The sequence below is a fragment of the Flavimobilis sp. BM9 genome (genome assembly GCF_058313055.1).
On record NZ_JBZEMO010000003.1, the window covers coordinates 358,614 to 380,416 of the forward strand.

The following is a 21,803-nucleotide window of genomic DNA, read 5'->3' on the forward strand; positions in this document are numbered from 1 at the left end:
ATCCGCTGAGGCTTCAGACCGGGGTAGGTTTGACACGTGACCGGGACCTCATCTGTCGCGCTGCCACGGTCGGTGCGGCTCGCGCTGTGGCTCACCGCGGCGTCCCGTCGCGGCGGTCCGGGCGCCCCCTCCGACCACGCAGAACGGGTCGCTGCGGCCGTGCGGGGCGACGACGAGCCGCACGACCTCTACGTCCCCGGGGACGACGTGCCCGAGTCGGGGCCAGCTGCCTTCCTCGCGTCCGACGGCTCAGCCTTCCGCAGGACCGTCGAGGGGTGGATCGCGCAGGGCTGCGCCGCCGTCGCGCTCCTGCCGCCCCCGGGCGACACGGACGGCCTGCCCGCGATGGTTCCCGACCGGGCCGTCGGGGCGGGCGAGTGCGTCCTGCTGACGTGCGGCACGCACCACGCCGTCGCAGTGCCTGACGTCGTCGAGTTCGGGTCGGTCTGGGAGCGCGGTCACTGCGTGACGTGGCACGTGACGGAGACGGGGCCGTGGGCGCACCGGTTCTTCGACGCGGTGGGGACGCTCGCAGACGCCGAGAACGCGATGAGGCACGCGGTCATCCAGGCGACCGGCGCGCTCGTCGACCTCGACGTCGCCAGCTGGCGCGAGGATGCGGCGCGGGAGGTCGACCACCTGCGCTCGGGGCTCGTCCCTGCGTGGGACCTGCCCGAGGACGTGCCGCAGCGCAACGTCACGGTCCTCACGATGGCGGCTCGCCTCCGCGCGATCGTCGCCCTCGCGACTCAGAACGACGGCGGGGCGACGAACCTGTGGCAGGCGGACCAGCGCACGACGGCGCTGCGCGAGGTCGAGCGCGCGGCGCGCCGAGCGCTGTCGGCGGCGACGTTCCTCCCGGCCGACGACGTCGACGTCACGCACCTGTGACCCGGCGTGGCCGTGCGCCGCGCGCACGACTGGCCGGACGGTCGGGTTTTCCCCCGCCACAGCGGGTGTCCTCCGGCTGCCGGACGAGGTGGGACGCGCACGACGATGGGTGGACCCGAGCCAGGAGGACACGATGACCACCCCCGCCGTCAACCGCCCCGAACGCGTTCCCGCGTGGCGGGCTCTCGCGCACCGGCAGTCGTGGCGCGAGTTCGCGTACGTCAACGTCGCGATGCTGCTCGCGCCGTTCGCCTTCACGTGGACCGTGACGACCGTGTCCTTGATCGGTGGTCTGCTCGTGACCGTCGTGGGCTTGTTCGTCCCGGGGGCGATGGTCGTGGCCGGGCGCGGGTGGGGTGCGATGTACCGCAGCCTCGCACGCGGGTTGCTGGGGTCGGACGTCGCGGCACCGCCGCGTCGTCGGCGGCGCACGAGCGTGAGCGGCAGCCTGTGGGCGATGCTCACGGACGCTCCCGGGTGGCGCGCCCTGCTGTTCGGCGCTGTATCGCTGCCCGTCGCGATCGTGAGCTTCACCGTGTCCTGGACATTCCTGGCCCTCGGGGTGGGCGGCGTCACCCACTGGGCCTGGTCATGGTCGTTGCCCACCCAGGTCGGGTGGGACGGGCAGATGCACCGCGGGGCGCAGATCAACGGCGGCTGGTTCTTCGACACACCGGGCCGTCAGCTGCTCCTCGTCGCGATCGGGGTGGTGTCGCTGCTCGTCTGGGTCGTGGTCAACCGGGCTGCCGCGGACGTGTGGCGGTGGCTCACGGCGACCATGCTCGCGCCGACCGCGACCGAGCTGCGTGTCGCGGCGCTCGAGGAGTCGCGCAGCAGGACGGTCGAGGACGCGGACGCGCGCCTGCGTCGCATCGAGCGCGAGCTGCACGACGGCACCCAGGCGCGGCTCGTCGCGGTCGCGATGCAGCTCGGCGAGGCGAAGGAGCTCCTGGGCACGGCGCCGGACGAGGCGTCGGACCTGCTCGAGACCGCGCACGCGTCGACCAAGGAGACGCTCGCGGAGCTGCGCGAGATCGCCCGGACCATCCGGCCGCCCGCGCTCGAGGCGGGGCTGGAGGTCGCTCTCGAGACGCTCGCCGCACGGTCGGCGATCCCGGTGCGGCTCCGCTCGACCCGCGCCGACGGCGCGACGCACGCCTCCCCTGCGGCGGAGACGATCGTCTACTTCGGCGTCGCGGAGCTCATCACGAACGCGACCAAGCACGCGGACGCGACGCGGGTCGACGTCGAGCTCGTGCAGCGCCCGGAGGCCCTGCACGTCACGGTGCGCGACGACGGTCGCGGCGGCGCGGTCGTCGTCCCGCCGGCTGCGGGACCCGGCTGGTCGGGCACCGGGCTCGCGGGGCTCGCGGAGCGTGTCCGCTCCGTCGACGGCACGCTGACCATCGACAGCCCGCACGGAGGGCCTACGGTGGTCACCGTCACCGTTCCTGTCCAGGCCGGATGACGTATCGACCTGCATGCAAGGAGGGCACGTGCGCCTGATCGTCGCGGAGGACTCTGCGATCCTGCGGGACGGGCTCGTCGCCCTCCTCGCCCGTCGCGGGCACGACGTCGTCGAAGCCGTCGGGGACGCGGCAGCGCTCGAGGCGCACGTCGCCCACCTGGCCCGCACGGGCGACCTGCCCGACGTCGTCGTCACCGACGTGCGGATGCCGCCGACGTTCACGGACGAGGGACTGCGCGCTGCCGTCGCCCTGCGTGCGGCGCACCCGGGCCTCGGCGTCCTCGTCTTCTCGCAGCACGTGGAGACGCGCTACGCGTCGGACCTCCTCGCGTCGGGCGCGCAAGGGGTGGGCTACCTGCTCAAGGACCGGGTGGCGGACGTGGCTGAGTTCATGGCGGCGCTCGAGCAGGTCGCGCAGGGCCGCACGGTTCTCGACCCCGAGGTCGTCGGCCAGCTGATGGGTGCGTCGCGCCGCGACCAGAGCCTGACGGCGCTGAGCCCGCGTGAGCGCGAGGTCCTCGGCCTCATGGCGCAGGGCCGGTCCAACGCGGCGATCGCCTCGTCGCTCTTCCTGTCGGCGGGTGCCGTCGAGAAGAACGTGACGTCGATCTTCGAGCGGCTCGGCCTGCCGCAGGACTCCGCCGACAACCGGCGGGTGCTCGCGGTGCTGCGGTACCTCGGGGTGTGAGGCCGTCACGCCCTGTGGCGGGACCACCGGTGAGCGCTCAGACCGCGAGGACCGAGCGGTAGATGTCCATCGTCCGCTCGCCGATCGCCTCCCACGCGAAGTGCTCCTCGACGCGACGACGTGACGCCGCGCCCATCGCAGCGGCCCGCTCAGGGTCTGCGACGACGGCCGCGAGCGCGGCGGCGAGGTCCGCGACGAACCGGTCCGGGTCGACCGGCTCGCCCGTCCCGTCCTGCGCCTGCTCGATCGGGACGAGGAGGCCGGTCTCACCGTCGACGATGACCTCGGGGATGCCTCCCGTCGCCGAGCCGACGACGGGCAGGCCCACGGCCATCGCCTCGAGGTTGACGATCCCGAGGGGCTCGTAGATCGAGGGACACACGAACACGGTCGAGGCCGCGAGGACAGCGATCAGCACGTCGCGCGGCAGCATCTCCTCGATCCACACGACACCCGAGCGGTTCGCTGACAGGCGGGCCACGGCCTCCCCGACCTCGGTCGCGATCTCCGGGGTGTCGGGCGAGCCCGCGCAGAGGATCACCTGCACGTCAGCGGGGAGGCTCTCCACCGCGCGGAGCAGGTACGGCAGGCCTTTCTGCCGGGTGATCCGACCGACGAACACGACCGCGGGACGGCCCGGGTCGATGCCGAGACCCCGCACGGCGTCCTGCGCGACCTGGGCCGCGGCACCCTCAGGGCGCCTCCACCGCGCGAGGTCGATGCCGTTGTGCACGACGTGGACGCGCGCGGGGTCGACGTCGGGGTACGCCCGCAGGATGTCCTCGCGCATGCCGCCGCTCACGGCGATGATCGCGGCCGCACCTTCGTAGGCGGTGCGCTCGGCCCAGCTCGACAGGGCGTAGCCACCGCCGAGCTGCTCGGCCTTCCAGGGGCGCAACGGCTCGAGGGAGTGCGCGGACACGACGTGCGGGATGCCGTTCAGGAGGCCGGCGAGGTGGCCGGCAAGGTTCGCGTACCAGGTGTGCGAGTGCACGATGTCGGCGCCGGCGACGTCGGCCGCCATCGCGAGGTCGACGCCGAACGTGCTCAGCGCGGGGTTGGCGGCGGCGAGCTCGTCAGGTGCGACGTACCCCGTGACGCCGGGGTGCTCGGTCTGGTCGCGCGGGCCGTCGAAGCACCGCACGCGCACGTCGGCGTGCGTGCGCAGGACGCCGGACAGCTCGGCGACGTGGACCCCCGCTCCCCCGTAGACGTAGGGAGGGAACTCGCGGGTCAGGAGGTCGATTCTCACAGGCGACACGGTAGCGCGTGCGCGCACGCCGACGCGCTGACCGCTCGCTGCGACACGACACGAGAAACGGCGCGCACACCTGTGCGCAAGGCCACACCGGCCACTAGTGTCGAGGCATGGCAGCTCCCCGGGTCCTGGCAATCGTCCTCGCAGGTGGCGAAGGCAAGCGGCTGATGCCGCTGACGGCAGACCGGGCCAAGCCCGGAGTCCCGTTCGGCGGGATCTACCGCCTGATCGACTTCGCGCTGTCGAACCTCGTGAACTCCCACTACCTGCAGATCGTCGTGCTGACGCAGTACAAGTCGCACTCGCTCGACAGGCACATCACGAAGACCTGGCGCATGTCGCACCTCTTGGGCAACTTCGTCGCCTCGGTGCCCGCGCAGCAGCGGGTCGGCAAGCACTGGTACCTCGGCAGCGCCGACGCGATCTACCAGTGCCTCAACATCATCTCGGACGAGCGGCCCGACATCGTGATCGTCGTCGGTGCGGACCACGTGTACCGCATGGACTTCAAGCAGATGGTCGACGCGCACATCGAGTCCGGAGCCCAGCTGACGGTCGCGGGGATCCGGCAGCCGGTCGCGCTCGCGGACCAGTTCGGGGTCATCGACACCGACCCCGCGGACGCCACGAAGATCCGCGCCTTCCTCGAGAAGCCGACGGACCCGGTCGGCCTGCCCGACTCCCCCGGCGAGGTGCTCGCCTCGATGGGCAACTACGTCTTCGACGCGGACGCGCTCGTCGAGGCCGTGACGCAGGACGCTGCGAGCGATGTTCGTCGAGCGGGGCACTGCCGCCGTCTACGACTTCATCCGCAACGACGTGCCGGGATCGACGGACCGCGACCGCGACTACTGGCGCGACGTCGGGACGCTCGACTCGTACTACGAGGCGAACCGGGACCTCATGGCGGTCCAGCCGGTGTTCAACCTGTACAACACGCTGTGGCCGCTCTACACGGGTTACGTGGGCCTCCCGCCCGCGAAGTTCGTCCACGCGAGCGGCGGGAGGGTCGGTCATGCGGTCGACTCGCTCGTGTCGCCGGGCGTGATCGTGTCGGGCGGCGAGGCGGCCGGCTCGGTGCTCTCCCCGGGCGTGTTCCTCCACTCGTGGTCGTCGGTCGCGGACTCGGTCCTCATGGACAACGTCGAGGTGCAGCGGCACGCGCAGATCAACCGGTGCATCATCGACAAGAACTGTGTGATCGCGGAGAACGTCCGCGTCGGCTTCGACCCCGAGGCGGACCGTGCTCGCGGCCTGACGGTCACGGAGAGCGGGCTGACGGTCATCCCGAAGGGCACGGTCGTCCGGGACGCGTGAAGCGTCCGGGTCGCGGGCACCGACGCGCGCGCGCCGGGCTGGTCCCTATCGTGAGCCTGTGACTGCGACCGAGCCCGCCCGCACCGACCGCCACCTCCTCGTGATGGACGTCGACTCGACGTTCATCACCGCCGAGGTGATCGAGCTGCTCGCCGAGCGCGCCGGCCGCAAGGACGAGGTCGCGGCTGTCACGGAGGCAGCCATGCGCGGCGAGCTGGACTTTGCGGCCTCGCTCGAGCGCCGCGTCGCCACGCTCGCGGGCCTGCCCGTCTCCGTGTTCGACGACGTCCTCGCCGAGGTCCGTCTGACGCCCGGCGCGGTCGAGCTTCTCGACGTCGCGCGCAGCCGCGGCTGGGCCGTGGGGCTCGTGTCGGGGGGCTTCGAGGAGGTCGTCGCGCCGCTCGCGGCTCGCCACGGCATCACACGCTTCCGCGCGAACCGCCTCGAGGTGCGGGAGGGGGCGCTGACCGGCCGGACGACCGGGCCCGTGATCGACCGCGCGGCCAAGGAGCGCACGCTGCGCGAGTTCGCCGAGCTGGAGGGCGTCCCGATGTCACGCACCGTGGCGATCGGTGACGGCGCGAACGACCTCGACATGATCGGCGCCGCGGGCATCGGGATCGCTTTCCAGGCGAAGCCCGTCGTCGAGGCGGTCGCTCCGTACGTCGTCCCCGGGCCGCGGCTCGACGCCGCGGTCGCGGTGATCGACGCGGCGATCGCCGCTCGCTGACGCGAGGGGCGCAGACGCGCCCCGACACGACGAGGCCCACCCCGTCAGGGGTGGGCCGCGTCGTGTGTCGTGCTCAGACCTCGGGCCGGAAAACTCCGGTCAGCTGGGCGACGTCGTTGCCCCACTGCTCCCACGGCACGGCTGCCGTCAGGACGCTGAACGCCGCAGTCGGGACGCCGGCCCGGACCTGAGCGAGCGCGCCCTGGTCGGAGCCGGGGGCTGCGAGCGCCCCCGCGAGCCCCGACACCGCCGGCTCGTGCCCGACGAGGAGCACGGTCCGCACGCGCGCATCGATGCTTCGCACTGCTGCGAGCAGGCCCGACGGCGACGCGGCATAGAGCTCGTCACGCATTTCGACCTGCGGCTCGGCCTGCTTCAGAGCGGCCTTCGCGAGCTCCCACGTCTGGCGGGTGCGCAACGCTGTCGAGCAGAGCACGACCTCGGGGAGGAGGCCTCCCTCGGCGAGGTGCTTGCCGAGGCGGGTCGCCTGCTTGCGGCCCTGGAGGGCCAACGGACGAAGCTCGTCTGCGGCGCCGTCGGCCGGCTCGGCCTTCGCGTGTCGCAGGACGACCAGGGTGCGTTCAGTTCCGGGCATGGCCCTAGAGTCTCACAAGCCCATCGCGTGGACTCCCCCGTCCACGTGCACGATCTCGCCGGTCGTCGCAGGGAACCAGTCGGACAGCAGCGCCGCGACCGCACGCGCCGTGGGCTCGGGGTCGGTCTGGTCCCAGCCGAGCGGGGCACGCTCGGGCCAGCCGCCCTCCATCTTCTCGAAGCCCGGGATGGACTTGGCCGCGGTCGTACGGATCGGGCCCGCGGAGACGAGGTTGACGCGGATGCCCTCCGGTCCGAGGTCCCGCGCGAGGTAGCGCGACGTCGACTCGAACGCCGCCTTGGCGACGCCCATCCAGTCATAGACGGGCCACGCGAAGCTCGCGTCGAACGTCAGGCCGACGATCGAGCCGCCCTGCGACATGAGCGGCTTCGCCGCGACCGCGAGGGACTTGAGCGAGAACGCGGACACCTCGAGCGCGGTCGCGACGTCGGCCCACTGGCCCGACAGGAAGTTGCCGCCCATGACGGACTGCGGCGCGAAGCCGATCGAGTGGACGACACCGTCGAGACGGTCGACGTGCTCGGACACGCGGCCGACGAGCGCCTCGAGGTCGCCCTCGTCGGTGACGTCGAGCTCGATGACGGGCGCGGGGGCGGGCAGGCGCTTCGCGATCGCTTGCGTGAGGCGCAGCTGGCGGCCGAACGACGTCAGGACGACCTCGGCTCCCTCCTGCTGGGCCAGGCGGGCGACGTGGAAGGCGATCGAGTGGTCGGTGAGCACCCCGGTGACGAGGAGCTTCTTGCCGTCGAGAAGAGCCATGCGTGGTCCTTTCTTCGTCGCGGTCCGTGCGTGCGCGGACCGCGGGAGGTCTGTTGCTGGTGCGTGCGTGTCAGTGGCCCATGCCGAGGCCGCCGTCGACGGGGATGACAGCCCCGGTGACGTAGGCGGCGTCGGGCGAGGCGAGGAACTGGACGACGCCAGCGACCTCGTCGGGCGACGCGAAGCGCCCGGCGGGGATCGTGGCGCGGTACTGCTTCTGCCGCTCCTCGGGGAGCTCGGCGGTCATCGCGGTCTCGATGAAGCCGGGGGCGACGACGTTCGCGGTGATGCCGCGCCCACCGAGCTCGCGGGTGATCGAACGGGCCATGCCGACGAGCGCGGCCTTCGAGGACGAGTAGTTCACCTGGCCCGGGCCGCCGTACAGGCCGACGACCGAGGAGATGAGGACGATGCGCCCGCGGCGCATGCGGATCATGCCCTTCGACGCGCGCCGCACGCAGCGGAACGTGCCGGTGAGGTTGACGTCGAGGACCGTCTCGAACTCCTCGTCGGTCATCCGCATGAGGAGCTGGTCCTTCGTGACGCCCGCGTTCGCGACGAGGACCTCGACCGGTCCGAGGTCGGCCTCGACCTTGTCGAACGCCGCGTCGACCGACGCCGTGTCGGTCACGTCGCCGACCACGCCGAGCACGCCGTCGGGCAGGTCGCCGCTGCGGTAGATCGTCGCGACGCGGTCGCCGTTCGCGACGAAGCGCTCGGCGATCGCGCGGCCGATCCCGCGGTTGGCTCCGGTCACCAGAACGGTGCGCGGCTCGGTCACATGTCCTCCAGGTCGTCGTGCTCGGGGCAGGCGTGGTGCGCCCGCGTCCTCCCGACGCTACCCGGGGCACGCCGTGAGGCCTGTGAACGGCGCACGCACGGATGCCACGCACCTCTTGTGGACTTCCCACAAAGATCACATCGCGCGCAACCGAAGCGTCGCGGAGCCGCGCCTAGACTCTTGAGGTGATGACTCGAGGCGCGGGACGGCAGCGGCGACGCTCCGACGACGTCCCCGTGCAGCGCGTGTCCGACGCGCCCCTGTCGCTCGAGGAGGACCAGCGGCGGCGCATGCGCGCGTACCTGATCCAGATGGCGATCCGGCTCGTGTGCATCTTCCTCGCGATCTTCGTGCCCGGGATGCTGCGCTGGGTGTTCGTCGCGGGCGCCGTCGTCCTGCCGTACACGGCCGTCCTCTTCGTCAACGCAGGCCGCGACCGCCGCACCATGGCGACGCTGATCGACACGCGTGCGCTCCCGGCGCGTCCCACCCCTGAGCCTGGGGGTCCTGGTTCGCCGGGCGCGGGACGGACCTGGGACGATGGGGAAGACCCATCGGACGGCCACCGACCCAGGAGCGCACGTTGACCACGCCCGAACCCGACCCCGTCGACCGCGAGCTCGTGTGCAGCGGCAAGGGCTGCCGCGCCGACGCCGTGTGGGCCGTGCTGTGGAACAACCCGAAGATCCACGCACCCGAGCGGCGCAAGGTGTGGCTCGCGTGCGACGACCACCGTGACCACCTCGAGAACTTCCTCGACCTGCGGGGTTTTCGGAAGGGCACGATCCCGGTCGCGGAGCTCGAGCCGTGACAGCGTCCGCGCCCGCTGCACCTGAGCGCGCCCGCGCGCGGACGCGGCGCGAGTGGGTGGTCCTGTTCGTCGGCGTCGTCGTCGTGGCGCTCCTGTGCCTCGCAGCCGGGCGCTGGCAGTGGCACCGCTACGAGTCGAAGCGGGACGCCGTCGCGATCGTCACGGCCAACTACACCGCACCCGCCGTACCGCTCGCCGAGCTCCTCCCCGAGCCGGGCGCGACCGTGGCCGCGCCGCTCGTGTGGCGCACGGTCACCGTCACAGGGACGTACCTCGACGACGCGACGGTCCTGCTGCGCAACCGTCCCGTCGACTCGACGGCGGGCTTCCACGTGCTCACCCCGTTCCAGGCACAGGACCCGGCGGTCACGGTCGTCGTCGACCGCGGCTTCATCCCGATCGGCGCTGACGCGTCCGCGCCCGACACCCTGCCCGCCCCGCCCTCCGGGACGGTCACGCTCACGGCTCGTCTGCGCGCCCAGGAGGCGCCGAGCGGGCGCGGCGCACCCGCAGGCCAGGTCCAGGCGATCGACAACGCGCAGGTGCTCGCCGCGGGCGGGCTCTCTGCCGACGACGTCGCGACGGTCGGCGGCTACCTCGCCCTCGTCTCCGAGTCCCCTGCTCCCGAGACGGCGCTGCGGCCGCTGCAGGCGCCCGACACGTCGCTCGGGTCGCACCTGTCGTACGCGTTCCAGTGGTGCGTGTTCGCGGCCGGGGCGATCGGCGGGTTCTTCGTGCTGCTGCGCCGCGAGCGCCGTGAGGCGGACGAGCGGGCGGGCCTCTCCGCGACCGTGGCGGAGCTGCCCGAGGGCACCGCGCCCGAGGTCGTCGCGTGGGTGTCAGGGCGACGTTCCGGGGCGGCCGAGCGCCGTCCTCGTCGCGTGAGCGACGAGGACGCCGAGGACGCCGAGATCGACGCCGCGCACGACCGTCAGGCGAGCGACACGAGCTCGGCGTAGCTGTCGTTCCAGAGGTCCTCGTCGCCGTCGGGCAGCAGGAGGACACGCTCGGGCGTGAGCGCCTCGACCGCGCCTTCGTCGTGCGTGACCATGACGACCGCACCCTCGTACGTGCTGAGCGCGCCGAGGATCTCTTCGCGGCTCGCAGGGTCGAGGTTGTTGGTCGGCTCGTCGAGGAGGAGGACGTTGGCCGACGACACGACGAGCGTCGCGAGCGCGAGGCGCGTCTTCTCCCCGCCGGACAGCACCTTCGTCGGCTTGTCGGCGTCGTCGCCCGAGAAGAGGAACGAGCCGAGCACCGAACGCACCTCGGTGTCTGTGAGGTCCGGCGCGGCGTGGCGGAGGTTCTCGACGACGGTCATCGACATGTCGAGCGTGTCGTGCTCCTGGGCGTAGTAGCCGATCTTCAGACCGTGCCCCGGGACGACGGCTCCCGTGTCCGGCTGCTCGACCCCCGCGAGGATGCGCAGCATCGTCGTCTTGCCCGCGCCGTTGAGACCGAGGATGACGACGCGTGAGCCACGATCGATCGCCAGGTCGACACCCGTGAACACCTCGAGCGACCCGTACGCCTTCGTCAGGCCTTCCGCGGTGAGCGGGGTGCGGCCGCACGGCGCGGGCTTCGGGAAGCGCAGCTTCGCGACCCGGTCGCTCACGCGCTCGCCCTCGAGTCCCTCGAGCAGCTTCTCGGCGCGACGCAGCATGTTCTGCGCCGCGACAGCCTTCGTCGCCTTGGCGCGCATCTTCTCGCCCTGCGCCGTGAGCGTCGCCGCCTTCTTCTCAGCGTTGGCGCGCTCGCGACGACGACGCTTCTCGTCGGTCTCACGCTGCTTGACGTAGGCGTCGTAGCCGAGGTTGTACTGGTCGATCGTCGAGCGGGTCGCGTCGAGGAAGAAGACCTTCGTGCACACGACGCGCAGCAGCTCGACGTCGTGGGAGATGACGACGAGACCGCCCGAGTAGGTGCGCAGGTACTCGCGCAGCCACACGATCGAGTCGTGGTCGAGGTGGTTCGTAGGCTCGTCGAGCAGGAGGGTGTCGACGCCCGAGAAGAGGATCCGGGCGAGCTCGACACGGCGACGCTGACCGCCGGAGAGCGTGCCGATCGGCTGCGAGAGCACCCGCTCGTCGAGGCCGAGATTCACGGTGATGCGCTCGGCCTCGGACTCCGCGGCGTAGCCGCCCGCCGCGAGGAACCGCTCTTCGAGGCGCGGGTACCGCTCCATCGCCGCCGCAGCGGTCTCCGGCACCGCCGAGGCCATCTGCCCTTCGGCCTCACGCATGCCGCGCACGATCTCGCTGAGACCGCGCGCGGACAGCACACGGTCCATCGCGAGCTGCTCCGGGTCGGCCGTCCGCGGGTCCTGCGCGAGGTAGCCGATCTCGCTCGACCGGGAGATCGTGCCGGCGGTCGGCTGGGTCTCGCCCGCGAGGGTCTTCGTCAGCGTCGTCTTGCCGGCACCGTTACGACCGACGAGCCCGATCCTGTCGCCTGCGGCCACACGGAAGGTCGTCGGTTCGAGAAGGAGGCGGGCTCCGACCCGGATCTCGACGCCCTGGGCAGTGATCACTGAGGTTTCCTCCATGCGGTGGTGGCCAGCCTTGGTCGGCGGCACAAACGCCCCCGAGTTTACCGGTGCCTACCGTTTCCCGACGACGTGATACCCGACTCATCGGAGGTCCCACCCATGCCCGGCAGCACCGTCGACCCCACTGACGCCACCGTGGCGAGCGCTCCCGGCGATGCCGCGCCGGTCCCGGACGCACCGCTCGCACCACGGGCGCGGTCGGCGCCGACCGAGATCGCGCTCGTCGCGACGTTCGCCGCGCTCTTGGCGGTCTGCTCCCTGCTCGCAGTGACGTTCGGCGCTGTTCCCGTCCCCGTGACACTGCAGACGTTCGCGGTGCTTCTCGCCGGGGCGGTGCTCGGTCCGCGGCTCGGACCTCTTGCCGTCCTCCTGCACCTCGTGGTCGGGCTCGTCGGGCTGCCCGTGCTCGCAGGGGCGAAGGGTGGGCTCGCCGTCCTTGCCGGTCCGTCCGCCGGCTACCTCCTCGCGTTCCCCCTCGCGGCGTTCGCCACGGGCGCGATCGTCGCGGCCATGCGCCGCCGGGGCGTCGCGCTCGTCGCGGTGACGCTCCTCGCCGGGATCGTGGGCACCCTCGTGATCTACGCCGTCGGCGTCCCGGTGATGGCGTGGCGGGCGGGCATGTCGTTCGAGGCGGCCGTCGCGTTCAACAACATCTTCGTGCCGTTCGACCTCGCCAAGGTCGCGCTCGTCGCGCTCACGGCCCCCGCGGTGCACCGCGCGTTCCCCGACCTGCTCCCGGCGCTGCGGCGTGGGCACGAGGCCGCATGAGCAGTCGCGGCCTCACCGAGCGCGACGGGGCCGTGGAACCCGACGAGGACATCGAGCTCGACGGGGCGGAGGTCCGCGTCGTCGATCGGTCGTCCCCCGGCGGCGTGCGCACGATCCTGCACCCGGTCTCGCTGCGGCTGACCGAACGGCGCGTCGCGGTCGTCGGGCCCAACGGCAGCGGCAAGTCGACGCTCGCACGCCTGCTCAACGGTCTCGTGCTGCCGACCGCCGGATCGGTCCGCGTGCACGGCCTCGACACCCGGCGCGACGGCGCCCGGGTGCGGTCCGTCGTCGGCTTCGTGTTCAGCGACCCGGACGCGCAGCTCGTCATGCCGACCCCCCTCGAGGACGTCCTGCTGTCCCTCCGCCGCCACGAGCGCGACGCCGTACGGCGTGCGGCGCGGGCACGGGACGTGCTCGCGCGCTTCGGCCTCGCCGACCGCGCCGACGTCTCCGTGCACGCCCTCTCCGGCGGCCAGAAGCAGCTCCTCGCGCTCGCGGGCGTGCTCGCGACCGAGCCGAAGATCCTCGTGTGCGACGAGCCGACGACGCTCCTCGACCTGCGCTGGACGGCGCACGTCGACGCGCTCCTCGCCGACCTGCCGCAGCAGGTCGTGCACGTCACGCACGACCTCGCGGCCGCAGCGACGGCGGACAGGCTGATCGTCGTCGAGGACGGACGCGTGGTCCACGACGGCGACCCCGCGGCAGGGATCGCCGCCTACCGCGAGCGCATGCTCGCGTCCAGCCTGATCCCGCCGGGGCGCGAGTGAGCTGGCCGCGCCGCACCCGCCGACGAGGGGCACGCCCGCGCCCGCACGGGCTCACGGCTGGCGCGAGCGTGCTCGGGCTGCACGTGCCGGGCAACTCCGCCGTCCACCGCGCGCCCGCCGGCGTGAAGCTCGCCGCGCTCGCGGTCCTCGGGACGGTCCTCGCCGTCGTGCGCTCCGCTCCCCTGTCCGCGGGCGCGCTCGTGGCCGTCCTCCTCGTCACGGGCCTCGCACGCGTCGGCGTGAGCGTCCTGCTCCGACAGGCACGCACCGTGCTGGTCATGCTCGTGGTCCTCGCCGCGGTGCAGGCGTGGAGCGCAGGCCTCGCGCCCGCGCTCGCGACGTCGCTCGGCCTCGCCGCGACCGTCCTCGCCGCAGCCCTGCTCACGGCGACGACCCGCGCGGACGCGCTGCTCGACATGCTCACGGCAGCGCTACACCGCGCAGCCCGGCTCCCCGTCGTCGGGCGGCACGTCCGGCCCGAGAGCGTCGCTCTCGCCGTCGCGCTCATGCTCCGCGCTGTCCCCGCCGTCGCACAGGTCGAGCGGGAGTCGCGCGACGCCGCGATGGCGCGCGGCCTCGAGCGCTCCCCCCGGGCGCGCCTCGTGCCGACCGTCGTGCGCACGGTCGCGATGGCGCACCGGACGGGCGAGGCGCTCGCCGCCCGTGGGACGAGCGACGACGCCTAGGGTCGCTTACCGTCAGATCATGACGTTCAACGACGACGCGCGTCTCGACACGAGCAGGGTCCGCCGCGCGGGAGGCACGAAGGGCATCGCGATCGGCGGAGGTGTCGGCGTCGTCGCGATCCTCCTCATCGGTCAGCTGTTCGGCATCGACCTGTCGGGCATCCTCGGCGGCAGCTCGACGCCGCAGAGCACCGCGACCGACGACGACCTCGCCCGCTGCGCGACCGGTGCGTCCGCGAACGAGGACGTCGAGTGCCGCGTCGTCGGCGCCGCGACCTCGCTCGACGAGTTCTGGACGGGCGCGTACCCGTCGGTCGGAGACAACCGCTACGAGCCGACGAACGTCACGCTCTTCTCGGGCCAGGTCCAGACGGCCTGCGGCCAGGCGAGCTCCGCCGTCGGCCCGTTCTACTGCCCCGCAGACCAGCTGATCTACCTCGACACCGACTTCTACGACGCGCTCCGCGGCAGCCTCGGCGCGCAGGGCGGCAACCTCGCGCAGATGTACGTCGTCGCGCACGAGTGGGGCCACCACATCTCGAACCTCACCGGCACCATGTCCGCGATCGACCGCGACGGCACCGGACCCACGAGCGACTCCGTGCGCCTCGAGCTCCAGGCCGACTGCTACGCGGGCGCCTGGGTCGGCGGAGCATCCCAGACGCGCGACGACTCCGGCACCGCGTTCCTCAAGGCCCCCACGACAGCCGAGATCGCCGACGCCCTCGACACCGCCGCAGCGATCGGGGACGACCGCATCCAGGGGCGCGCCGGCCAGGTGAGCCCCGAGACGTGGACGCACGGCTCCTCCGAGCAGCGCCGGACCTGGTTCACGAACGGCTACGAGCGTGGCACGACGGCGTGCGACACGTTCGCCGCGGACGCGCTCTAGCCTTTCCTTCGTGGCCCTTCCCGCTCCTGCCCTGCGCTCGCCTGTCCGTCCCGGACCCGAGGCACGCGCGCTGGTCGACCGCCACACGGCACTCGTCACGCGGGTGCGCGCCGTCGTCGACCACCTGGACGGTGTCGCGGTGGCGGTCACGTCGTGGGTGAGCGCCGACGAGCGGCGGCGGGCGCGCGAGGAGCTCTCCCACGTCCCCGTGGGACGACTCGGCGAGACGACGGACCGCAACCTGCGGCTCACGGCCGTCCAGACCGCGGGGTACACGACCGCGGCAGACCTCCTCGGCGTCGACGCGGCGACGCTCGACGCGATCCCCGGCGTCGGCGAGGCGACCGCCCGGGGCGTCGTGGCCGCCGTCGACCAGCTCGCCAAGGCCGCCGTCACGCTGCGACCCCTGCGCATCACGCTCGACCGGGCCGGCCTGCCCGAACCCCGAGAGGCTCGCGACCTCCTCGCACTCCTCCGAAGGTTCCAGCGGGTGTCCCCGCTCGTCACGCCCCACCGACAGCTGCTCGACGACTACCTCCGATTCGCCGGGCAGTCGACGCGCGACGCCGGACCTGCGCGGCACGCGGCGCGCATGCTCCTCACGCTGCCCCGCACCCGCCGCCGCACCCAGGCCGCTCTCGCGCAGCTGCACGACTGGGACCGGCTCCTCGTCGCCCACGACCTCCCCGGCATCGTCGCCCGCGCCGAGGCTGAGATCGCGGCCCGCGACCCGCAAGGGATCGCGCTCGCAGACGACTACGCCCGACGCTCCGCGGAGTACCACACGACACTCCAGAGGATCGTCCCGCACGCCGCGGACGCCCTGGCGACGCGAGGCCTCCTGCCCGCCGACCTCGTCGCCCGCGTCGACGCGCACCCGCTCGACACCACGCTGCTGAAGGTCTCGTTGCGCGGCTACCAGGAGTTCGGGGCCCGCTTCACGCTCGAGCAGGGGCGCGTCCTGCTCGGCGACGAGATGGGCCTCGGCAAGACCGTGCAGGCGCTCGCGGCGATCGCCCATCTCGCTGCCGACGGGCACCGGCGGTTCCTCGTCGTGTGCCCCGCGTCGCTGCTCGCAAACTGGGAGCACGAGGTGCGCGGACGTGCCGCTCTCGCCGTGCACCGCATCCACGGGTCGGGTCGCGCCGCCGCGCTCGCGGCGTGGGAACGCGACGGTGGTATCGGCCTCACGACGTTCGAGGGGCTCACGCACGTCCCGCTCGACGGCGTCGCTCCCCGCTCTGACAACGCACCAACCACCGGTTCCGCGAGCGACGGCGCGGCGGCTGGCGGCACAGCGGCCGGCGCGGCGGGCAGCACAGCGGGCGGCACGGCGGGCGACGGCGCGGCGGCCGGCGCGGACCCGTGGCGCGTCGGGCTGCTCGTCGTCGACGAGGCGCAGCAGGTGAAGAACCCGAAGGCCGCGCGGTCGAGGCTCGTCGCCACGTGGGCGCAGCGGTGCGCGCGCGTCCTGCTCATGTCGGGCACGCCCATGGACAACCGCCTCGAGGACTTCCTCGCGCTCGTGGACCTGCTCCATCCGGGCCTCTCCGAGTCGGTGCCGAAGCACCTCGGGCTCGTCGGACCGGAGGCGTTCCGCCGGGCGGTCGCGCACGTCTACCTGCGGCGCAACCAGTCGGACGTGCTCGTCGAGCTCCCCGGCGTGGTCGCGTCCGACGACTGGGTCGAGCTCCGGGCACCCGAGGAGACGCACTACCGCGCAGCCGTCGCGAGCGGCAACCTCATGGCGATGCGCCAGGCGGCGTGGCACGCCCCGGACGGCACCGCCGCTCCCCCGGCCAAGCTCGACCGCCTCCTCGAGCTCATCGACGAGGCGCTCGACGAAGGCCGCTCCGTCCTCGTCTTCTCCTACTTCCGCGCGACCCTCGAGCTCGTCGCCCAAGCCCTCGCCGAGCGTGGTGCTACCGTCCACGGGCCGCTCACCGGGGACGTGCCGGTCGCGCGCCGCGGCGAGCTCGTCGACGCGTTCACAGCCGACGACGCCGCCGTGCTCGTCGCGCAGATCTCCGTCGGCGGTGCGGGGCTCAACCTCCAGGTGGCGAGCGTCGTCGTGCTGTGCGAGCCGCAGCTCACGCCGAGCCTCGAGGACCAGGCGGTCGCCCGCGCCCACCGCATGGGTCAGGTGCGCCCCGTGCGCGTCCACCGACTGCTCGGCGCTGACGGCGTCGACGAGCGCATCGTCGAGATCCTCGAGCGCAAGCGCGAGATCTTCGACGACTACGTCCGCGTATCCTCCCTCGCGCAGTCGACGGTCGGCTCGGTCGACGTCGCCCGCGGAGACCTCGCCCGCGAGGTCGTCGCGGCCGAGCAGGCCCGGCTCGGCTACGGCCCGTGGTGGGACGAGCTCGACAGCGCGCCGCCGGGCGAGCTCCCTGCACCGGGCTGACCGCGATAGGGCACGATTGCCGCGTGGAGACCTTCAAGCGCACGCCGTTACAGCTCTTCAACCTTCCGCAGCACTTCGTCATCCCGCTCTTCCAACGGCCGTACGTGTGGCGCGAGAGCGAGCAGTGGGAACCTCTCTGGAAAGACGTCCGGCGAGTCACAGAGATCCGACTCGCAGACCCTCACGCTGCCGTGACCCATTTCTTGGGCGCCGTGGTGCTCCAGGCGCACATCGCGACGACGAAACGACTCACGAGCTGGAACGTCATCGACGGTCAGCAACGGCTCACCACCGTGCAGCTCCTGGCCGACGCGACCGCGGCGCTCCTCGCCGAGGGAGGACTCACCCGGTTCGCGGAGCAGCTCGAAGACCTGACCCACAACGCGTCAAAGTTCGTCGAGGACGACGAGATCCCCTTGAAGCTCCGGCACCTCAACAACGACCGGGCGGCCTTCGACGAGGTCATGACCGCCGAGGCTCCGGTGGACCACGCTGGGCTGAAGCACCACGACTCACAGATCGCCGCAGCCCACGCGTACTTCACTACGGTCGTCGAGCAGTGGCTCGGCGCTCCGGAGGACGACGAGTTCGAGACGAGGGCACGCGAACTCACCGATGTCCTGCTCGACGGTCTCCAGCTCATCTCCATCGAGCTCGGGGCAGCAGAGAACTCGCAGGAGATCTTCGAGACGCTCAATGCCCGTGGCACCCCGCTCACGGCAGCGGACCTCGTCCGCAACTTCGTCTTCCAGAGACTCGAGGCTGAGGGCAGCGACACGCAACGGGCCTACGACGAAGACTGGCCGTTCGAGACCAAGTTCTGGACGCGGGAAGTCAGCGTGGGCCGCAACCTGGTCTCGCGGAGCTCACTGTTCCTCAACCAGTGGCTGACCTCGCGCACCGGAGAGGAGATCAGCCCCCAGTCGACGTTCACCAGGTTCAAGTCCTGGGTCGAGCTCGAGGCTCACCAGCCGATGTCCCGCATCCTGCCTGCTATCAAGCAGCAAGCCGCCATGTACGAGTCGTGGACCGAGGCTGCCGCACGCCCCGGCGGCAGCCTCAACGCGACAGAGATGGCCGTCTACCGGATGCGGACGGCGGGGATCGAGCTGCTCAAGCCACTCCTCGTCTGGCTGCACGAACCTGAAGCGCGGCTGGACCAGGCCACCATCGACAGCGTCATCCGTGATGCCGAGAGCTGGGTCTACCGACGTCAGCTCCTCCGCCTCTCGGGCAGTGATCTTGGCCGGATCGTCGCTGACCTGATCGCCGCGAATGCTGCGGGCCGCGACAGCGGGCTCGCGCCACGCATCTCCCGGCACCTGGCACGGCTCAACGTCACGAGCACCTACTGGCCGGGCGACGAAGAGGTACGCCAGACCTTGGCAGCCGAAGCCGTCTATCGTCGGTACCCTCGCGCACGACTCAGGATGTTCCTCCAGGCCGCGGAGGACTACTACCGAGGCCTCACGGGCCAACCGCAGGTCGAGCGCAAGGACTACCCGATCGAGCATCTCCTCCCCCAGTCGTGGCGGACGACCTGGCCCGTCGAGACACCCGACGAGGCCGACGAGCGGCAGGCCCACGTCCACCGCCTGGGCAACCTCACCCTGCTGACAGGACCGCTGAACTCTAAGGTCTCGAACGGGCCGTGGACGAGCAAACGAGCAGCCCTCCTCGAGCACAACACGATCAATCTCACGGGGCGAGTCGTGAGCAGGACAGCGGACCTTCCCTGGGACGAGAGCCTCATCGACGCGAGGACGGCGGAGCTCGTCGACGTCCTGCTCACGGTCTGGCCGGTCCCCGAGGGTCACCACGGCAGGGTCGTGGACCCACAGACCAAGGCGGGCGACTGGATCGAGCTCAAGCACCTGCTGCGCGCGGGCTTCCTCCACGCGGGTGAGAAGCTCGTCGCGACCCATCGCACGTACAAGGGGCGCGAGGCGCGACTGACGCCCGACGGTCTCATCGAGCTGGACGGACGTCTGTTCGCCACGCCGTCGGCGGCAGCATTCTCCCTGGCCGGCAAGGCGTCGAACGGCTGGTACTTCTGGGCCGTCGGCGACGGCAGGCGCCTGCGCGACGTGCGGTCGGAGTTTCAGAATGCCGTCCCGCCTGACGAAGTCTCGTAGCTCCTCACTGCTGACACGCAGACGTCCCGCTGCCGGTGGTGCCGACAGCGGGACGTCTGAACCAGATCAGAGGTTGAACCCCAGGGCGCGGAGCTGGTCCTTGCCGTCGTCCGTGATCTTCTCGGGGCCCCACGGCGGCATCCAGATCCAGTTGACCCGGTAGCCGTCGGTGATGCCCTCGAGGGCCTGTCCGGTCTGGTCCTCGATGACGTCGGTCAGCGGGCAAGCCGCAGACGTGAGCGTCATGTCGATGATGGCCGTGTTGTTCTGGTCGACGGTGATGCCGTACACGAGCCCGAGGTCGACGACGTTGATGCCGAGCTCCGGGTCGATGACGTCACGCATCGCCTCCTCGACGTCCGCCGCGGTCGGCGCCTGATGGGTGGTCATGAGATCTCCTGAGAGTCGGGAGCAGGGTTCGAGGTGGTGGTGTGCGGGGCCGACGCCGTCGCGGCGATCGTCGCCGAGGCGTCACGGCCGAGCGTGTCGGTGCGCACGAGGGCGTCGCGCAGCGCCGCCCAGCCGAGCAGGGCGCACTTGATGCGCGCCGGGTAGCGGGAGACGCCCGTGAACGCCGAGGCATCACCCAGGAGGTCCTCCGCCGTGTCGTCGTCGAGCCCCTTGCCGCGCGTCCCCATGAGGTCGCGGAAGAGGTCGCCGAGCTGCTCGGCCTGCTGGACCGAGCCGCCCTCGACGAGCTCGGTCATCACGGAGAGCGACGCCTGGGAGATCGAGCACCCCTGGCCCTCCCAGGTGACCGAGCCGAGCGTGAGCGCGCCGTCGTCGGCAGCGTCGACGGTCACGCGGAGCGTGACCTCGTCACCGCACGTCGGGTTGATCTGGTGCGACTCGCCGCACGCGCGCCCCGGGGCGGCGTCGACGAGGCCGCGCCCGTGGGGCGTCTTCGCGTGGTCGAGGATGACCTGCTGGTAGAGCTGTTCCATCGCGTTCGTTGACACGTCTGACCCTCCTAGGACAGTCCGAAGAACGTCCGGACCCTCGCGAGTGATTCCCGGAAGGCGGCGACCTCCTCGGAGGTCGTGTAGACCGACGCCGACGCGCGCGCGGTCGCGGCGACACCGAAGCGGCGGTGCAGGGGCTGCGCGCAGTGGTGGCCGACGCGCACGGCGATGCCGTCGTCGTCGAGCACCTGGCCGACGTCGTGCGCGTGCACGCCGTCGACGACGAACGACACGACGGCGAGGCGGTCGGTCACGTCCGTCGGTCCGATCACCCGCACACCGGGGATGTGGCGGATCTCGAGCAGCTCTGCGGCGAGCGCGCGCTCGTGGGCGAGCACGCCCTCCATCCCGAGCTCGCGCAGGTAGTCGGCAGCGGCACCCATCGCGACCGCCTGGGCGACCGGCTGCGTGCCGGCCTCGAAGCGCTGCGGCGGCGGCGCGTACGTCGTCTCCGTCATCGTCACGACCTCGACCATCGACCCGCCCGTCGTGACGGGCGGCATCGCGGCGAGCAGCTCGCGGCGACCGTAGAGCGCGCCGACACCGGTCGGGCCGAGCATCTTGTGCGCCGAGAACGCGGCGAAGTCGACCCCGAGCGCATGCAGGTCCACCGGCATGTACGGGACCGACTGGCACGCGTCGAGGACGACGACCGCGCCGACGGCGTGTGCGCGCGCGACGAGCGGTGCCACAGGCGTGATCGCGCCCGTCACGTTCGACACGTGCGTGAACGCGACGATGCGGGTGCGATCCCCGATGACGTCGTCGGCCTGGTCCACCCGGACGCGACCGTCGTCGTCCACCTCGAGCCAGCGCAGCACCGCACCCGTGCGGGCGGCGAGCTCCTGCCACGGCACGAGGTTCGCGTGGTGCTCCGCCTCGGTCACGACGATCTCGTCGCCCGGGGCGAGCACGAAGCGTGCCGCCTCGACTCCCCCGCGGCCCGCGGTCGCGTTCGAGAAGGCGTACGCGACGAGGTTGATCGCGGCGGTCGCGCCCGAGGTCCACACGATCTCGTCGTCGTCCGCGCCGACCAGCGCGGCGACCTTCGAGCGTGCCTGCTCGAACGCCTCGGTGGCCTCCTCCGCGAGCTGGTGCGCGCCGCGGTGCACGGCGGCGTTGCGCTGCAGGTAGAAGTCCTGCTCGGCGTCGAGCACCGGGTCGGGCTTCTGGGACGTGGCGCCCGAGTCGAGGTACACGAGCGGTCGCCCGTCGCGCAGCGTCCGGGCGAGCAACGGGAAGTCCGCGCGCACCGCCGCCAGCTCGGTCTCGGTCAGCATGTCAGGCACCGCCTTGGTCGTCGTCCACCGTCC

At 72.0% G+C, this 21,803-nt stretch carries 21 protein-coding genes and 1 pseudogene; 14 read left to right on the forward strand and 8 right to left on the reverse strand.

Annotated elements, in window-relative coordinates; all coding sequences use genetic code 11:
* Positions 1–36 precede the first annotated feature (36 nt).
* The 3 genes from AC4F3Q_RS07650 to AC4F3Q_RS07660 all read left to right on the forward strand — a co-directional run bounded on the left by AC4F3Q_RS07650 (position 37) and on the right by AC4F3Q_RS07660 (position 3,047).
* Positions 37–891, forward strand: coding sequence for an Rv1486c family protein (locus AC4F3Q_RS07650; RefSeq protein WP_491039439.1), 855 nt, complete (start codon positions 37–39; stop codon positions 889–891).
* Positions 892–1,024: 133 nt separating this feature from the next.
* Positions 1,025–2,359 (forward strand): sensor histidine kinase, encoded by a 1,335-nt coding sequence (locus AC4F3Q_RS07655; protein WP_491039440.1) that lies wholly within the window; start codon positions 1,025–1,027, stop codon positions 2,357–2,359.
* Between the two features lie 28 nt (positions 2,360–2,387).
* Positions 2,388–3,047 carry a LuxR C-terminal-related transcriptional regulator gene (locus AC4F3Q_RS07660; RefSeq protein WP_491039441.1) on the forward strand — a complete coding sequence of 220 codons (660 nt, stop codon included), beginning with the start codon at positions 2,388–2,390 and terminating at the stop codon, positions 3,045–3,047.
* Between the two features lie 37 nt (positions 3,048–3,084).
* On the opposite strand, the gene glgA is transcribed toward AC4F3Q_RS07660, so the two are convergent.
* Positions 3,085–4,299 (reverse strand): glycogen synthase, encoded by a 1,215-nt coding sequence (gene glgA, locus AC4F3Q_RS07665; RefSeq protein WP_491039442.1) that lies wholly within the window; start codon positions 4,297–4,299, stop codon positions 3,085–3,087.
* Between the two features lie 116 nt (positions 4,300–4,415).
* Here glgA and AC4F3Q_RS07670 point away from each other — a divergent pair.
* Positions 4,416–5,622 (forward strand): annotated as a pseudogene (locus AC4F3Q_RS07670) (glucose-1-phosphate adenylyltransferase).
* A 58-nt stretch (positions 5,623–5,680) separates the two neighbouring features.
* Positions 5,681–6,352, forward strand: a complete 672-nt coding sequence (gene serB / locus AC4F3Q_RS07675) for a phosphoserine phosphatase SerB (RefSeq protein WP_491039443.1) — start codon at positions 5,681–5,683, stop codon at positions 6,350–6,352.
* Positions 6,353–6,425: 73 nt separating this feature from the next.
* Here serB and AC4F3Q_RS07680 read toward each other — a convergent pair whose 3' ends face one another.
* From AC4F3Q_RS07680 to fabG, 3 genes are all read right to left on the reverse strand, one after another.
* A complete protein-coding gene (locus AC4F3Q_RS07680) occupies positions 6,426–6,947 on the reverse strand; it encodes a SixA phosphatase family protein (protein WP_491039444.1) in 522 nt (173 codons plus the stop codon).
* A gap of 12 nt (positions 6,948–6,959) precedes the next feature.
* On the reverse strand, positions 6,960–7,727 hold the full coding sequence (gene fabI, locus AC4F3Q_RS07685) for an enoyl-ACP reductase FabI (protein ID WP_168447523.1): 768 nt from the start codon (positions 7,725–7,727) through the stop codon (positions 6,960–6,962).
* A gap of 70 nt (positions 7,728–7,797) precedes the next feature.
* A complete protein-coding gene (gene fabG / locus AC4F3Q_RS07690) occupies positions 7,798–8,484 on the reverse strand; it encodes a 3-oxoacyl-ACP reductase FabG (protein ID WP_491039445.1) in 687 nt (228 codons plus the stop codon).
* A gap of 212 nt (positions 8,485–8,696) precedes the next feature.
* Between fabG and AC4F3Q_RS07695 the strand changes: the two genes are divergently transcribed.
* From AC4F3Q_RS07695 to AC4F3Q_RS07705, 3 genes are read left to right on the forward strand one after another with little or no spacing between them, the layout of a single operon-like run.
* Positions 8,697–9,095 (forward strand): DUF3099 domain-containing protein, encoded by a 399-nt coding sequence (locus AC4F3Q_RS07695; protein ID WP_491039446.1) that lies wholly within the window; start codon positions 8,697–8,699, stop codon positions 9,093–9,095.
* Positions 9,092–9,319 (forward strand): hypothetical protein, encoded by a 228-nt coding sequence (locus tag AC4F3Q_RS07700; RefSeq protein ID WP_491039447.1) that lies wholly within the window; start codon positions 9,092–9,094, stop codon positions 9,317–9,319. The genes AC4F3Q_RS07695 and AC4F3Q_RS07700 overlap by 4 nt, the downstream gene beginning before the upstream one ends.
* Entirely contained in the window at positions 9,316–10,278 is a 963-nt protein-coding gene (locus tag AC4F3Q_RS07705; protein WP_491039448.1) for an SURF1 family cytochrome oxidase biogenesis protein, read from the forward strand. Before AC4F3Q_RS07700 ends, AC4F3Q_RS07705 begins: the two co-directional genes overlap by 4 nt.
* Here the strand turns inward: AC4F3Q_RS07705 and AC4F3Q_RS07710 are convergent.
* Positions 10,251–11,849, reverse strand: coding sequence for an ABC-F family ATP-binding cassette domain-containing protein (locus AC4F3Q_RS07710; RefSeq protein WP_168447527.1), 1,599 nt, complete (start codon positions 11,847–11,849; stop codon positions 10,251–10,253). The two genes, AC4F3Q_RS07705 and AC4F3Q_RS07710, sit on opposite strands and share 28 nt — an antisense overlap.
* A gap of 117 nt (positions 11,850–11,966) precedes the next feature.
* Between AC4F3Q_RS07710 and AC4F3Q_RS07715 the strand changes: the two genes are divergently transcribed.
* Genes AC4F3Q_RS07715 through AC4F3Q_RS07740 form a run of 6 tightly spaced genes read left to right on the forward strand, consistent with a single transcriptional unit; the run spans position 11,967 to position 19,528 of the window.
* Positions 11,967–12,635: a biotin transporter BioY gene (locus AC4F3Q_RS07715; RefSeq protein WP_491039449.1), complete on the forward strand. Its 669-nt coding sequence runs from the start codon at positions 11,967–11,969 to the stop codon at positions 12,633–12,635.
* Positions 12,632–13,408, forward strand: a complete 777-nt coding sequence (locus AC4F3Q_RS07720) for an energy-coupling factor ABC transporter ATP-binding protein (RefSeq protein WP_491039450.1) — start codon at positions 12,632–12,634, stop codon at positions 13,406–13,408. The genes AC4F3Q_RS07715 and AC4F3Q_RS07720 overlap by 4 nt, the downstream gene beginning before the upstream one ends.
* Positions 13,405–14,094 carry an energy-coupling factor transporter transmembrane component T family protein gene (locus AC4F3Q_RS07725; RefSeq protein WP_491039451.1) on the forward strand — a complete coding sequence of 230 codons (690 nt, stop codon included), beginning with the start codon at positions 13,405–13,407 and terminating at the stop codon, positions 14,092–14,094. The genes AC4F3Q_RS07720 and AC4F3Q_RS07725 overlap by 4 nt, the downstream gene beginning before the upstream one ends.
* A gap of 19 nt (positions 14,095–14,113) precedes the next feature.
* Complete coding sequence (gene ypfJ / locus AC4F3Q_RS07730) at positions 14,114–14,986, forward strand: KPN_02809 family neutral zinc metallopeptidase (RefSeq protein ID WP_491039452.1); 873 nt, start codon at positions 14,114–14,116, stop codon at positions 14,984–14,986.
* Between the two features lie 10 nt (positions 14,987–14,996).
* Positions 14,997–17,393 (forward strand): DEAD/DEAH box helicase, encoded by a 2,397-nt coding sequence (locus AC4F3Q_RS07735; RefSeq protein WP_491039453.1) that lies wholly within the window; start codon positions 14,997–14,999, stop codon positions 17,391–17,393.
* A gap of 23 nt (positions 17,394–17,416) precedes the next feature.
* The gene (locus AC4F3Q_RS07740) at positions 17,417–19,528 is read left to right on the forward strand and encodes a GmrSD restriction endonuclease domain-containing protein (RefSeq protein WP_491039454.1); all 2,112 of its coding nucleotides are present in this window, start codon (positions 17,417–17,419) and stop codon (positions 19,526–19,528) included.
* Positions 19,529–19,594: 66 nt separating this feature from the next.
* Here the strand turns inward: AC4F3Q_RS07740 and AC4F3Q_RS07745 are convergent, their stop codons facing one another.
* From AC4F3Q_RS07745 to AC4F3Q_RS07755, 3 genes are read right to left on the reverse strand one after another with little or no spacing between them, the layout of a single operon-like run.
* Positions 19,595–19,918: a metal-sulfur cluster assembly factor gene (locus AC4F3Q_RS07745; protein WP_168447533.1), complete on the reverse strand. Its 324-nt coding sequence runs from the start codon at positions 19,916–19,918 to the stop codon at positions 19,595–19,597.
* Complete coding sequence (sufU, locus tag AC4F3Q_RS07750) at positions 19,915–20,487, reverse strand: Fe-S cluster assembly sulfur transfer protein SufU (RefSeq protein WP_434060850.1); 573 nt, start codon at positions 20,485–20,487, stop codon at positions 19,915–19,917. The genes AC4F3Q_RS07745 and sufU overlap by 4 nt, the downstream gene beginning before the upstream one ends.
* Positions 20,488–20,498: 11 nt before the next feature.
* Positions 20,499–21,770: a SufS family cysteine desulfurase gene (locus tag AC4F3Q_RS07755; RefSeq protein WP_491039455.1), complete on the reverse strand. Its 1,272-nt coding sequence runs from the start codon at positions 21,768–21,770 to the stop codon at positions 20,499–20,501.
* Positions 21,771–21,803: the final 33 nt, after the last annotated feature.